Source organism: Amycolatopsis sp. NPDC102389, from assembly GCF_044765885.1.
Lineage (GTDB): Bacteria > Actinomycetota > Actinomycetes > Mycobacteriales > Pseudonocardiaceae > Amycolatopsis.
In genome coordinates this window covers 89320-102635 of record NZ_JBIWKX010000009.1, presented here as the reverse complement: position 1 = coordinate 102635, position 13316 = coordinate 89320, and the positions used below count along the sequence as shown (strand labels likewise).

15 protein-coding genes are annotated in these 13316 nt (G+C 71.1%); 9 read left to right on the top strand and 6 right to left on the bottom strand.

All coding sequences use genetic code 11. From position 1 onward, the window contains the following. Positions 1-94 precede the first annotated feature (94 nt). On the top strand, positions 95-517 hold the full coding sequence (locus ACIRGA_RS10975) for a hypothetical protein (RefSeq protein WP_400939273.1): 423 nt from the start codon (positions 95-97) through the stop codon (positions 515-517). A gap of 160 nt (positions 518-677) precedes the next feature. Here the strand turns inward: ACIRGA_RS10975 and ACIRGA_RS10970 are convergent, their stop codons facing one another. Both ACIRGA_RS10970 and ACIRGA_RS10965 read right to left on the bottom strand, forming a co-directional pair. Further along, the gene (locus tag ACIRGA_RS10970; RefSeq protein ID WP_400939271.1) at positions 678-1697 is read right to left on the bottom strand and encodes a DNA polymerase domain-containing protein; all 1020 of its coding nucleotides are present in this window, start codon (positions 1695-1697) and stop codon (positions 678-680) included. Between the two features lie 19 nt (positions 1698-1716). After that, a complete protein-coding gene (locus ACIRGA_RS10965; RefSeq protein WP_400939268.1) occupies positions 1717-2274 on the bottom strand; it encodes a GNAT family N-acetyltransferase in 558 nt (185 codons plus the stop codon). Between the two features lie 24 nt (positions 2275-2298). Here ACIRGA_RS10965 and ACIRGA_RS10960 point away from each other — a divergent pair, with 24 nt between their 5' ends. From ACIRGA_RS10960 to ACIRGA_RS10925, 8 genes are all read left to right on the top strand, one after another. Continuing rightward, the gene (locus ACIRGA_RS10960) at positions 2299-2985 is read left to right on the top strand and encodes a TVP38/TMEM64 family protein (RefSeq protein ID WP_400939265.1); all 687 of its coding nucleotides are present in this window, start codon (positions 2299-2301) and stop codon (positions 2983-2985) included. A 132-nt stretch (positions 2986-3117) separates the two neighbouring features. Beyond that, complete coding sequence (locus ACIRGA_RS10955) at positions 3118-4767, top strand: protein kinase (protein WP_400939454.1); 1650 nt, start codon at positions 3118-3120, stop codon at positions 4765-4767. Between the two features lie 78 nt (positions 4768-4845). Then, the gene (locus ACIRGA_RS10950) at positions 4846-5151 is read left to right on the top strand and encodes a hypothetical protein (RefSeq protein ID WP_400939263.1); all 306 of its coding nucleotides are present in this window, start codon (positions 4846-4848) and stop codon (positions 5149-5151) included. Between the two features lie 19 nt (positions 5152-5170). Next, positions 5171-5593, top strand: coding sequence for a peptide-methionine (R)-S-oxide reductase MsrB (gene msrB / locus ACIRGA_RS10945; RefSeq protein ID WP_034318341.1), 423 nt, complete (start codon positions 5171-5173; stop codon positions 5591-5593). Positions 5594-5803: 210 nt separating this feature from the next. Beyond that, positions 5804-6565 carry a TIGR04222 domain-containing membrane protein gene (locus ACIRGA_RS10940; RefSeq protein WP_400939260.1) on the top strand — a complete coding sequence of 254 codons (762 nt, stop codon included), beginning with the start codon at positions 5804-5806 and terminating at the stop codon, positions 6563-6565. Positions 6566-6679: 114 nt separating this feature from the next. Beyond that, positions 6680-7621 (top strand): TIGR04222 domain-containing membrane protein, encoded by a 942-nt coding sequence (locus tag ACIRGA_RS10935; RefSeq protein WP_400939258.1) that lies wholly within the window; start codon positions 6680-6682, stop codon positions 7619-7621. Continuing rightward, positions 7611-8426 carry a DUF692 domain-containing protein gene (locus tag ACIRGA_RS10930; RefSeq protein WP_400939255.1) on the top strand — a complete coding sequence of 272 codons (816 nt, stop codon included), beginning with the start codon at positions 7611-7613 and terminating at the stop codon, positions 8424-8426. The genes ACIRGA_RS10935 and ACIRGA_RS10930 overlap by 11 nt, the downstream gene beginning before the upstream one ends. Next, positions 8423-8773: a hypothetical protein gene (locus ACIRGA_RS10925; RefSeq protein ID WP_400939252.1), complete on the top strand. Its 351-nt coding sequence runs from the start codon at positions 8423-8425 to the stop codon at positions 8771-8773. Before ACIRGA_RS10930 ends, ACIRGA_RS10925 begins: the two co-directional genes overlap by 4 nt. 17 nt (positions 8774-8790) lie before the next feature. Here ACIRGA_RS10925 and ACIRGA_RS10920 read toward each other — a convergent pair whose 3' ends face one another. The 4 genes from ACIRGA_RS10920 to hemE are packed head-to-tail and all read right to left on the bottom strand — an operon-like array spanning position 8791 to position 13316. Beyond that, positions 8791-10137, bottom strand: a complete 1347-nt coding sequence (locus tag ACIRGA_RS10920; RefSeq protein ID WP_400939249.1) for a CoA transferase — start codon at positions 10135-10137, stop codon at positions 8791-8793. Between the two features lie 11 nt (positions 10138-10148). Beyond that, positions 10149-10841, bottom strand: coding sequence for a hydrogen peroxide-dependent heme synthase (hemQ, locus tag ACIRGA_RS10915; RefSeq protein ID WP_126731581.1), 693 nt, complete (start codon positions 10839-10841; stop codon positions 10149-10151). Between the two features lie 25 nt (positions 10842-10866). After that, positions 10867-12246, bottom strand: coding sequence for a protoporphyrinogen oxidase (hemG, locus tag ACIRGA_RS10910; RefSeq protein WP_400939246.1), 1380 nt, complete (start codon positions 12244-12246; stop codon positions 10867-10869). Continuing rightward, positions 12243-13316 carry a uroporphyrinogen decarboxylase gene (gene hemE / locus ACIRGA_RS10905; protein WP_400939243.1) on the bottom strand — a complete coding sequence of 358 codons (1074 nt, stop codon included), beginning with the start codon at positions 13314-13316 and terminating at the stop codon, positions 12243-12245. The genes hemG and hemE overlap by 4 nt, the downstream gene beginning before the upstream one ends.

The following is a 13316-nucleotide window of genomic DNA, read 5'->3' as shown; positions in this document are numbered from 1 at the left end:
CAATCACTCCGCGAGCAAAACGAAGAAGAGACTGATGCCGGGCGCGAATTGGTCACCGATACCGCACAGCTCGTCACGAAATGCGTTCCCCGTCGTGGCCGGGCTCGCCGTCGCGCTCACTCTCGGCGCGGGCGCCGGTGTGGTCGCGGCCACCCGGCAGGGGGAACCTGTCGCGCCGCCCGCCGCCCCGGCGACGGTGACCGTCACCGCGGAGGCCGCGTCCGCGCCGACCGTGACCGTCCCGGCACCTCCGGTCACCTCGGGACGCGCCTCCGTCGCCGCGGCGGCGGAGCGCTTCGCCGACGGGACCTATCTGGTCGGCACCGAGATCCCGGCGGGCTCGTACCGCTCACCCGGACCGGCGCCGGGCGGCAACGGGCACTGCTACTGGGCGCGGCTCCGGCCCGAAGGCGCGTCGAAGATCGTGGCCGACCAGCTGACCACGGGCGCCGCGCGGTTCACCGCCCGCAAAGGCGAGTACGTGCAGGTCGCGGGGTGTGAGTTCACCCGGGTCTAGGCGCTGTCCCGCAGGTCTGTTCGATGGGCTTCGTGATCCAGGTGGTTCCTGAGGGTGCGGGCGGATCGGCCTCGTACCGGGTCGTACTCGGCCGCATCCGCCCGTGCCGTCAGGGAGCACCTGGGCGCGAAGACCGCGAACACGACCTGCAGGACAGCGCCTAGGTGTCGTCCCGCGCCTTGCTGGGCTGGACGCGCTTCGGCTCGCCGGGCATCTTCGGGTAATCCGGCGGATACGGCATCTCGCCGAGCCCGTGGTCGCGCTCGTCCCGCGCGTACCACTCCAGCAGCGTCTCGATGCCGAACGCCTGCTCGTCCATCGGCGCGTGGAGGTCGCCACGTTCGGCGTAGAAGGCGCCCGCGGTGAGGACGTCGAAATCGTCCGGGTCCACCTCGGTCAGCAGATCCCAGGTCAGCGGCGTCGACACCGTCGCCCGCGGGGTGCCCCGGACCGACCAGGACGACGCCACCGTGCGATCGCGCGCGGCCTGGTTGTAGTCGATGAAGACGCGGCCGCCGCGTTCTTCCTTCCACCACGCGATGGTCGCCTTGTCCGGGATCCGGCGTTCGACCTCGCGGCCCAGCGCGATCACCGCGTGCCGGACGTCGATGAAGTCCCATTCCGGCCGGATCCGCACCAGGACGTGCACGCCGCGGCCGCCCGAGGTCTTCGGGTAACCGACCAGCCCCGCCGAGTCGAGGACCTCGCGCACCACGCCCGCGACCTCGACCGCGTCGGAGAACCCGGCCTCGTCCGGCGGGTCCACGTCGATGCGGAGTTCGTCGGGATGGTCGACGTCGGGCCGCCGCACGGGCCACGGGTGGAAGTCGAAGGTGCCCAGATTCGCCGCCCAGGCGAACACGGCGGGCTCGGTCGGGCAGACCTCCTCGGCGGTCCGGCCCGACGGGAAGGTGATCTTCGCGGTTTCCACCCAATCCGGGGCGCCCTTCGGCACGCGCTTGGCGTAGAACCACTCGCCCTCGACGCCGTCGACGTAGCGCTTCAGCGTCGTCGGCCGCTCCCCGATCGCGCGCAGCAACGGCTCGCCGACCGCGACGTAGTGCTCCACGACCTGGCGCTTCGTGATCCCGCGGGCCGGGAAGTACACCTTGTCCGGGCTGGACACCCGGACCTTGCGCTCGCCTGCCTCGACCTCGATCGGCTCACCGTTCTTGGGCATGCGCCCACCGTATCGCCGATCAGGGCCGGGGATCGGTCTTCAGAACCGCCATCGTGACGACGTCATGCCATTCGCCGTCCCACCACAGCGCTTCCCGTTGAATTCCCTCACGGACGAACCCGGCCTTCTCGTAGACGCGCTGGGCCCGCGGGTTGTAGTCGAAGACCTCCAGCGAGACCCGGTGCAGGCCGACCACGTCGAACGCGTAATCCAGGAGCAGCTTGGTCGCCTCGGTGCCGTAGCCCTTGCCGAAGACTTCCGGGCCGGTCAGCGCGATCCGAAAGGCCCCGGAGCGGTTGTCTTCGTCGATCCCGGAGAGCACCACCTCGCCGACGTAGGCGCGGTCTTCCTTGCGGAGGATCGCGTAGTCCGCCCGGTCGTCGAGACCCGGCCTGGAGGCGAGCCACTTGCGGATCTGCTCCTCGGTGAACGTGGCGTGGGTGCCGGTCAGCCGGTTCGTCTCCGGCTCCCCCGATGCCTGCCACGCGGGTTCGAAGTAGGTCTCGTCGAGCTGCGTGAGCACGACGTTCTCGCCGTCGAGTTCGGGCTGCGTCCGCAGCGCCTCGGTTTCGATCACAGCGGACACGGTACGGTTGACGCGGTGTCCGGGCGTACCAAATTAATCCTCGCGCTCACCGTGCTCGCCCTGTTCGTGGCGGCGGCGGTGCTGCTGCCGATCCCGAGCCCGGCCGGGCTGCGGGCGTGGGCCGCCGAGACCGGCCCGGCCACTCCGCTGGTGTTCTTCCTGGTCTATTCGGTGCTGACGGTGGCGCCGATCCCGCGCACCGTGTTCAACCTGGCGGGCGGGCTGCTGCTCGGCGCCACGACGGGGATCGTCGTCGGCATCCTGGCGACCACGGTCGCCTCGGCGCTCTCGTTCGCCCTTTCGCGGGCACTGGGCCGCGATCTGGTCACCCGGCACCTGCACCGAGCGAAGGTCCGCGCGGTCAACGACCGGCTTTCGGACGGCGGCGTTCTCGCGATCACCTCCTTACGGCTGATCCCGATGGTGCCGTTCGCTCCGTTCAGTTACCTGTGCGGAGTGTCATCCGTCCGTTTCGCTCCGTATCTGCTCGGGACCGCGCTCGGCAGCCTGCCGGGTACGGTCGCGGTCGTCGTGCTCGGCGACGCGCTGACCGGGGAAACGCCTCCCGCCCTGCTGATCTGTTACGCCGTGTTCGCCGCCGCGGGGGCCATCGGGCTGGTGAAGGTGTTCCGGCGCAAGGCCCGCCCGGTACCCGAACCGAGCGGCGAGGAAGAATTGCCCGCCTCCGCACCGGCGAGCTGACGGGGAGCCGAAACCGCCGCCCGCTACACTCGATCGGGTGCGCGGGACCTGTCAGGTCGCGTAACGCCACCATCACCCGGGATGTGTTCGTCAAAGAATGTGTCAGGAGCAGTCGCCATCGACACCGGTCAGCTGATCGCTGGGCACTACCGCCTGGTCGAGCAAATTGGTAGCGGTGCCATGGGGGTGGTCTGGCGTGCCATCGATGTCCGCCTCGAGCGCTCGGTGGCGGTCAAGCAGATCCTCCCGCAGCCGGGTGTCTCCGAGGCCGAACGCGACAACATGCGCCAGCGCGCCATGCGCGAGGCGAAGAACGCGGCCCGCTTCCAGCACCCGAACGCGATCGTGGTGTTCGACATCGCCGAGCACGGCGGCGACCCCTGCCTGGTGATGGAGTACCTGAACGGCCCGAGCCTCTCGGCGATCATCTCCGATGAAGGCACGCTGCCGCTGGGGCGCGTCGCGAAGATCGGCGAGCAGGTCGCGTCGGCGCTGGTCGCCGCGCACCGCGCCGGGATCGTGCACCGCGACGTCAAGCCCGGGAACATCCTGATCGACGAGGCCGGCACCGCGAAGATCACCGACTTCGGCATCTCCCGCGCGGCCGGCGACATGACGCTCACCCAGACCGGCCTGATCGGCGGCACCCCGGCGTACCTCGCGCCCGAGCTGGCGCGCGGCTCGGACCCGGTGCCCAGCTCCGACGTCTTCGCGCTCGGCGCGACGCTCTACCAGGCGATCGAGGGCCAGACGCCGTACGGGAACAGCTCCAACCAGCTGGCCCTGCTGTACGCGGCCGCGAACGGGCAGATCAACCCGCCGCAGCAGGCGGGCCCCGCGACGGCGCTGCTGATGAGCCTCCTGCGCACCGAGCCGACCGAGCGCCCCACCATGGCCGAGGCCCGCGAGCGCCTCGCCGCGCTGGCGGCGAACGAATCCGGCGCGGGCACGGCCGCGTCGCCGCGGCTCTTCGGAGCGGGCGGCGGTAGACAGCCCGCCGTGCCCGACACGCCCGGACACGGCATCCCCGGCGGAGACCGCCCGCCATGGCAGCGGACCGACAAGCCGGTCGCCGCGGCCGCTCCCCCGCCTCCCGCCAAGACGCACACGCCGACGGCCGCGTTCATCCCGATGCGCTCGCCGTCCGCCCCGCCGAACACGCCGCCGCGCCCGGTCGCCGCGATGAGCCCGCCGCCGTCCGCGGCCGCTCCGATGCGGCCGTCGCAGGCCAAGCCCGCCGACGCCAAGCGCAAGGCCGTCCTGTTCGCGGGCGCCGGTGCCGCGGTCGTGGTGATCGCCGTGATCGTGTTCCTGGTCCTGAACTCGAGCAACGGGGGCAACACCCCGGGTGGCAACGCCGGGGCGAACCCGCAGACCTCTGCCCCGGCGACACCCTCAAAGAGCGGCTCCAAGAGCAGCGCGCCCTCGTCTTCCGCGTCGTCGAGCGGCGGCAAGATCGGGTACCAGCCCGCCGGGCAGCGGGTCGTGGACTTCTACAGCAGCGCCGGCTCGCCCGAAGGCTGGGCGATGCTGACTCCCGACGCCCAAGCGGTGTACGGCGACCAGGGGAAGTACCAGGAGTACTGGGCCACGAACCAGCTGAGCAGTTACAAGGGCGCCAGTGCCAACAAAGGCAACAACGCCGACGGCTCGGTCGACATCACCATCAACCTCACGTTCAAGTCCGGCGGCTCGGAGGCGAAGACCGTCCGCGTCATCGACGGCGGCGGTGGTCAGCTGCTGATCGCCGGAGACACCCGCAGCGCACAGGGCAACCAGTAGGCAATCGGTGCGTGGCGGTGGTGAGACCCGCCTCGCTGGTGGTAGGCCAACGGCCGATCGTGGCTTACTGTTGCCGGTATGGCCGATAGCGGACCTTTCGGACCTCGCCGGAATCCTCGCTTCGAGGAGGACCTGGTAGGTCTCGACCCGTACGACCCCGAAGCTCGTGCCTTCGCCGAGCATCTCGACCGCATCGAACGCTGCGGCCCGAACTTCACCGTGGAAGCCTGCCTCGACGGTGTCTCCGATTTCGCCGACTCCAGCAACCGTCTCGGCGGTCTGCGCTGGTGGATTTCGGCACTGGTCGTGGTCCTCATCGTGCTCGGCGTGATGGTCACCGCATGGGACATCATCGGCCGGGCCATCGCGTGGCTCGCGGGGTAACGTGGAACCGGTGAAAGGCATGAAACCCGTTGTCGGAGCCACGCCGCGCGTGGTCAAGTCCGAGCAGGAATGGCGGGAGCAGCTCAGCCCCGACGAGTACGCCGTCCTTCGCCAGGCGGGCACCGAGCGCCCCTTCACCGGTGAGTACACCGATGAGAAGACCACCGGTGTCTACCAGTGCCGAGCCTGTGGCGCCGAGCTGTTCCGCAGCGACACGAAATTCGAGAGCCACTGCGGCTGGCCGTCGTTCTACGACCCGGCCGACACCGATGCCGTCCTCCTCCGCGAGGACACCACCATGGGGATGCGCCGGATCGAGGTGCTGTGCAAGTCGTGCCACAGCCACCTCGGGCACGTCTTCGAAGGCGAGGGTTACGCCACGCCGACGGATCAGCGGTACTGCATCAACTCGATCTCGCTGAAGCTCGTTCCCGAGTCGTAACCGAACGAAGCCAACCACCGCCCTTCCCAGCGCGTTCCCGAGAAACAGGACACGTCGGGGAGGGCGGTGTTTCATGAACGAACCTTGGGGAATCCCCGGACCGGCTTTCGCCTGGCTCTACGGAGTCTGCGCCGTACTGCCGATCGCGCTCGCCGTGGCGAACGAGCTGTGGCTGCGCCGTGACACCGGCGCCAGGTCGGCGCCAGGTCGGTGCCGGGTCTCTACCACCTGGCCGCGCTGGCGGACGGCGCGGAGCGGGTCACCGACACCGCCGTCGCCGGCCTGCTCGAAAAGCACTCCCTGCGGCTGGACGGACGCGGCCTCCTGCACCCGATCAAACCGGCCCCGGCCGACCCCTTCGAGCGCGCGGTCGTCTCGCTCGTGCACGGCAACGGCATCGGCCTGCGCGAGCTGCGCTCGAAGATGGCACGGCACGAGGTAGTCCGTGAGCTGCGCGCTGACCTTGAAGAACGAAGCCTGTTGGTCGCCGAGAACCGCCGCCGGATGGGCTGGCAGTACGCGATCGCCTTGTCCGCGGCCGTCTTCGCGCTGGGGATCGCGCGGCTGGCGAACGCCGTCCCGCTGAACCGGCCGGCCGGCGCGCTCGTGATCCTCATCGTCGGGGTGGCAGGCGCGATCGGCTTGGCCGCGTGGCGGCAATGGCCGGACCGCTCGGGCCGGGCGACCACCGCGGGCACGCTGGCGTTCCGGTACGGCGACTGGGACCGCGGCCTGGCCCGCACCGCGGCCGGGCAGGTGGCCCTTCACGGGCTGCGGGCCTTCCCCGACCAGGTCGTCGCGGTCACGCTGATCAAGAACGGCGGCACGAAGGCCAGGCTGTTAGCCGGCACGGCGAGCACCTGCGGCGGAGGCGGGGCGTACTTCGCCGGTTCCTCGTGCGGGGGCGGAGGATCCTCCTGCGGCGGCGGTTCTTCCTGTGGCGGTGGAGGCGGCGGCGGTTGCGGCGGCTGACGGTTCAACTGCCGTCGCCGGAATCCCGCGTCGGATGCTCGAATCAGGGAACCACGACCGGACGGAACCGCGTCCGACTACGGTAAGTGCACCTGCTCGTGAAAGGCCCGTGCGATGGAAGACACCTGGGGCATCCCCGGACCCACGTTCCTGGCGATCTACGCCGTCCTGCTGGTGTTCCCGCTGGTCGCCGGTCTCGTGTGGACGTTCGTGGCCAAACTGGGCACCAGAGCACCGAGCGCCCAGATGAGCGGACCGCAGCCGACGGTGTACGAACTCGCGTACCTCGCCGGCGGCCCGGACCGGGTGGTCGACACGGCCATCGCGGCACTGGTCGACCGCGGGACCTTGCGGGTCAGCAGCTCGAAGCAGCTCCAGCTCACCGGCCCCGAGCCCGTCGACCCGATCGAGAAGGCCGTCGCCAAGGGCGCCAGGCCGGGCCACAACGCCACGACCCGCGGCATCCGCGACCGGTTGCGGATGTCGGGCCCGATGCAGGCGCTCGCCAAGGATCTGGAGGCGCGCGGACTGGTCGTCGCCGATCAGACGCCGCGGATCCGCCAGGTCGTGTTCTTCCTGTATGTCGCCGTGTTCGTCCTCGGTGTGGTGCGCCTGTTCGCCGGGATCTCCGGCGACCACCCGGTCGGTTTCCTGATCCCCCTGCTGTTCGCGGCCGGGTTCGCGACGCTGATCGCCAGGGCCGTCAAGAACAAGCGGATGGGCCCGCGCCCGACCACCGAGGGCGACCGGATCCTCCACAAGGCCAGGTCCGCCCACGGGCGGGAGCGCAAACGCGGCATCCCGAACGGACCGGGATACGTCGGCGGCGCGGTGCTGGGCGGCGCCGCGGCTGCGGTCGCGTTCGGCGGTCTCTCCTACTACCCCGACGAGGAACTGAGCGCGGCCCTGATCCCGCCTCCGGTCTCCAGCGGTTTCGGCGGCGGTTCGTCCGGCGGCGGCAGCACCTGCAGCTCCGGTTCCTCGTGCAGTAGCAGCAGCGGAAGCTCGTGCAGCAGCGGCGGGAGCTCCTGCGGAGGCGGTGGCTGTGGCGGCTGACGGGCCCGGCCGGCTCGGCATCGGCATCGGCTGGCGGCACGAACTCGACCTTTCGATCGCGCGGTTGCCGGGCGTCGACTGGGTCGAGGTCGTCGCCGAGAACCTGCACGCCGGGCATCTTCCGGAAACCCTGGTCGCCTTGCGCGACAAGGGAACGCCGGTCCTGCCGCACGCCGTCTCGCTGTCGCTGGGCGGGGCCGAACCGCTGGACACCGCCCGCGTCGAGCACCTCGCGGAGGTCACCCGCGAGCTCGGCGCGCCGCTGGCCAGCGACCACGTGTGCTTCGTGCGCGCGGGCGGCCTCGACTCGGGGCACCTGATGCCGCTCCCCCGTACCCGGGAAGCGCTCGACGTCCTGGTGGACAACGTCAAACTGACGCAGTCCATCGTGGAGGTCCCGTTCGCGCTGGAGAACATCGCGGCGGTGCTGGAGTGGCCGGACGCGGAGTTCACCGAGTCGGAGTTCCTGCGGGAGCTCACCGACCGGACCGGCTGCCTGCTGATCGTCGACGTGGCCAACCTGTACGCCAACGCCCGCAACCTCGGCACCGATCCCGAGCGGTTCCTCGACGAGATCCCGTGGGAGCGGCTGGCGTACACGCATATGGCGGGCGGTGTCGAACGCGACGGCGTCTACCACGACACGCACGCCCACCCGGTGGTGCCGGAGGTACTGGATCTGCTGCGCGAGCTGCGGCGGCGCACCGAACCGCCCGGCGTCCTCCTGGAACGCGACGACGACTACCCGTCCGACAGCGAATTGGCGGCCGAGCTGGCCGCGCTGCGGGAAGCGGTCTCGGCGTGACGTCACCTCGGGAGCGGCTCGCCGGGCAGCAGGCGGAGCTGCTCAAGGCGCTTCTCGCCGGAGGCGACGCTCCGGCGGGCTTCGACGCGAACAGGCTCCGCATCGAAGCGAACGTCTTGCGCAACAAGCAAAGCAGGCTGGTCGCCTATCTTCGCCCGGATCTCGCCGAGGCCCTCGGCGACCGGTTCGGCGCGCTCTTCCGCGAGTACGCGACGAGCCACCCGAAGACCGACGCGATCCGGGCGCGGGCCTACGCCGACGCTTTCGGCACGTGGCTCGTCGAGCGCGGCGAGGTCCCGAAGCCCCGGCGCCGGTTCACGACCTGGCTACGCCCTCGCCGCGTTTAGTCCTCTGAATGCGGTTTTCACCAGACCGGGCGATCGCTCCCCGGCGCGTGCGTCGCTTCCGTCCATTGTGGATTCGAGCCCGGCAGCGTACCGGCCATCTTCACGCGGGTGACCCGTCCGAGCTGGCCGTCGACGTCTTCGAGCCATTCGCCGCCGTCGAAGCCGGTGGGCCCGACTTCCTTGCGCCCCAAGGAGTTCAGCCACTCTCCGGTCCCGGCGAGCGAGGTGCGGACGTGTTGGCTACCGCCCTCGGTGGCCGCCCGGCGGAGGGCGGTCATGATCGCCGCCGCGGTGAGCCAGCCGGTCGCGTGGTCGAGTGCCTGCACCGGAAGCGGTCCCGGGCCGTCGAGCCCGGCCGTCTTGCCACCTTCGTCGGCGATCCCCGACGCCATCTGCACCAGGCTGTCGAACCCGCGCCTGCGTGCCCACGGCCCTTCCCAGCCATAGGCCGAGAGGTCCGCGACCACGATGCCCGGCCGCAGCTCGGCGATCGCTTCCGGCGAGAAACCCTTGGCGGTCAACGAACCCGGCCGGAAACCCTGCAACACGACGTCCGCGCGGGCGATCAGCTTGCGCAGCCGCGAACGCCCGGCTTCGGTCTCCAGGTCGACGTACGCCGAGAGTTTCCCCATCCCGGTGTCGACGGCCAACGGCGGCACGGTCGGCAGCTGGGCCGAACCGATGTGCATGACGGTGGCGCCGTGCGCGGCGAGCACACGGCCCGCGACCGGTCCGGCGATGACGTGGGTCAGGTCCAGGATCCGCACGCCGCCCAGCGGCCGGTCGGATTCGAACAGCCGCACGGGTTCCGACGTCCCGAGTGACCGGATCTCGGCGACAGGCAGCGCGGACGACGCCTGCCCTTGCTTGTGCGCCAGCCACTCTTCGCGAGAGCGCATCACGGCGGCGGCACCGCCGGCGCCGATGACGGCCGACTCGACCTCGTACTTCGACTTGGCCGCGACCACCTTCTCGAACGCCGCCCGGGTCGCGGGCACGCCGAGCCCCCAGCACACGGCGGAGACGTGGCGCGGGTAGTTGCAGTGCAGCCGGACCCAGCCGTCGTTCGCGCGGTAGTCGCCGGACAGCGGCGCGCTGAACGGGACCGGTTCCCCGTCGACGCGGACGTATTGCTCGCTGTGGAACGACGCCGCCGCGTGCCGGGTGTCGACCGAGACCTTGCCGGGCTCGATTCCCCGCAGCCGCAACAGTTCCCCCGCCGCGAGCGTCGCCGCGGCGATACTCGTCGTCGCCGCCTCCTCGACCCGGAAGGTCCCGGGCAGCACCGATTCGGGGCCGGTGATCTCGACGGCGTCTTCGGCGAGGGTGTCGCCGGTGAGCGTGGTCCAGACGCGAGTGTCCACGGAGGCCTTCACTAGGGCAGGAGCGCGATCAGCTCGGCCGGTTCCACCTTGGTCCCGGTGTAGAACGGGATCTCCTCGCGCACGTGGAGGCGGGCCTCGGTGCCGCGCAGGTGACGCATCAGGTCGACGATGCGGTGCAGTTCGTCGGCCTCGAAGGCCAGGATCCACTCGTAGTCGCCCAGCGCGAACGACGCGACCGTGTTGGCGCGGACGTCCGGGTAGTCGCGGGCCTCCTTGCCGTGGTCGGCGAGCATCTTGCGGCGCTCGTCGTCGGGCAGCAGGTACCACTCGTAGGAGCGGACGAACGGGTAGACGCAGATGAACTTGCGGGCCTCTTCACCGGCGAGGAACGCCGGGATGTGGCTCTTGTTGAACTCCGCCGGGCGGTGCAGCGCGACCTGGCTCCACACCGGCGCCGACGCGCGGCCGAGCGGGGTGTGCCGGAAACCGCTGTACGCCGCCTGGACCTGCTCGATCTCCTCGGCGTGCCACCAGATCATGTAGTCGGCGTCGGCCCGCAGCCCCGAGAGGTCGTAGACACCGCGGACGACGACGCCCTTGGCCTCCAGCGCGTCGAGGTACTCGGTGGTCTCCGCGGTCGCCTTCGCGCGGTCTTCGCCGAGCTTGCCCTGTTCGGCCCGGAAGACCGACCAGGCGGTGTAGCGGATGGTGTCATTGAGCTCGTTGTAGTTCAGCCGCGCCATACCGCCATCTTGGCACTGCCCGCGCTCAGGAGCCCTCGTGGGTCGGTGTGATCCCGGCGATGCGGCGGGCGGCCGCGTCGGCGGTGGCGATGCAGGCCGGGATCCCCACGCCGTGCAGTGTCGCGCCCGCCACGGCAAGCCCGGGGACGCCGGCGACGGCGCGTTCGATCCGCTCGACGCGGACGAGGTGCCCGGTGCCGTACTGCGGGAGCCCGCCGCCCCAGCGGGTCACGAGGGTGTCGATCGGTTCGGCGGTGACCCCGGTCAGCCGCGCCAGATCGTCGCGGACCACGCGGACGAGTTCGTCGTCGTCGGCGTGCAGCGCGCCCGGTTCGCCGAAGCGGCCGACCGACCCGCGCACCAGCACCGGACCTTCGCCGTACTGCGCCCACTTGCGGGAGGAGAAGGTGAACGCCTTGGCGGCGAACGGCTTCCCGGCCGCGTCCCGTTCCCCCGCGCCGATCAGCACTCCGGACGACTCCGGCAACGCGGTCCCCGGCGGAAGCGCGAGTGCGATCACCGCCATCGACGCGAGTCCGACCTTCGCGAACACCGACGAGGCCACTCCTGCGACACCGTCGAGCAGCCGTCGTGCCGAAGGCGCCGGGACGGCGAGAAGGACCGCGTCGGCATCGAGATCGTCGACCTTCCAGCCGGCGGCGGTGCGTTCGAGCGTTGTCACCGTGGTCCCGGTCCGGATCTCGGCGCGGGACAGGTCCGCGAGCCGGACGATCAGTGTCCCGAGCCCGCCCAGCAGCGTGCCGAAGACCGGCGCCGTACTCGGGGAGGCGGGCATGAGCGAGGCGGCGCCTTCGGTGAGCGAGCGCGCGCCGCGATCGATCGCGGACGCGAGACCGGGCATGGTCGCGCGCAGGCCGAGGCCGTCCGCTCCCCCGGCGTAGACCCCGCCGAGCAGTGGATCGACGAGGCGGTCGACCAGTTCGTCGCCGAAGCGCTCGCGCAGCAGCGGGCCGAGCGGCACGTCACCGGCGGGCAGTTCCACCGGAGACAGTGAGGCCTCGGCCTCGACCAGTGCGCGGCCCTTCTCCGACAGCACCCCGGCGACCGCGTCGGCCGAGGCGGGAACGCCCATGACCGTGCCCGGCGGCAGGCCGAGCACGGAACCACCGGCGTGGATCTTGGCGCGGGCCTTGGTGGGGTGGACGAGGCTTTCGCCCAGCCCGATCTCACGCACCAGCGCGAGCGCTTCGGGACGGCGGGCGAGGAAAGCCTCCGCTCCGACGTCGTAGCGCTCACCGGCGAGTTCGACGGTGCGGAGCTTCCCGCCGAGCGACCCGGTCGCCTCGAAGACGACGATCCGGGCGTCCTCACCCAGCAGCGTCCGCAGCCGGTACGCCGCGGTCAGTCCCGAGATACCGCCACCGACGACGGCGATGGTCTTCACGGCTGGAGCTCGTGCACCAGCCCGACCACGCGCGTCAAGACGTCCGGGTCGACACCGGGCAGCACGCCGTGGCCGAGGTTGAAGATGTGGCCGTCGGCGGCGCGGCCCTCGGCGTGGATGCGCCGGACCTCCGCTTCGATCACCGGCCACGAGGCGTGCAGCAGCGCCGGGTCGAGGTTGCCCTGGACCACGCCGCCGCCGAGCCGCCGGACGGCTTCGTCGAGCGGGATGCGCCAGTCGACGCCGACCACGTCGGCGCCCGCATCGCGCATGGCCACCAGCAGTTCGCCGGTGCCGACGCCGAAGTGGATGCGGGGAACGCCGTAACCCGCGACCGCGGACAGCACCTTCGCCGAATGCGGCAGGACGAACTCGCGGTAGTCCCGCTCCGAGAGCGCGCCCGCCCACGAGTCGAACAGCTGGATCGCGTCGGCCCCGGCGTCGAGCTGCGCGGAGAGGAAGGTGATCGCCATGTCCGCCAGGCGCCCCGCCAGCTCGTGCCACAGCTGGGGCTCGGAGTGCATGAGCGCTTTGGTGTGCTCGTGGTTGCGGCTCGGCCCGCCCTCGATGAGGTACGAGGCCAGCGTGAACGGCGCGCCCGCGAACCCGATCAGCGGCGTCTCGCCCAGCGACCCGACCAGCAGCCGGACGCCCTCGGCGACCCGCTCCACCTGCTCCGGTTCCAGCACCGGCAGCGCGCGCACACCCGCGGCGTCGCGGATCGGCTCGGCGACGACCGGTCCGGTGCCCGCGACGATGTCGATGTCGAGGCCCGCCGCCTTGAGCGGGACGACGATGTCACTGAAGAGAATGGCCGCGTCGACGCCGTGACGGCGGATCGGCTGGAGCGTGATCTCGGCGAGCATCTCGGGGTCGAAGCACGCCTCGAACATCGAGGTGCCCTCGCGCAGCGCCCGGTACTCGGGCAGCGACCGGCCCGCCTGGCGCATGAACCAGATGGGGGTGTGAGCCGGGCGTTCGCCGCGCGCTGCGGCCAGGAACGGCGCACCGGACAGGGCGCGACGGGCCGCCGGGACGGTCTGCGCGGGAGAAGCAACTGAAGGAGACAT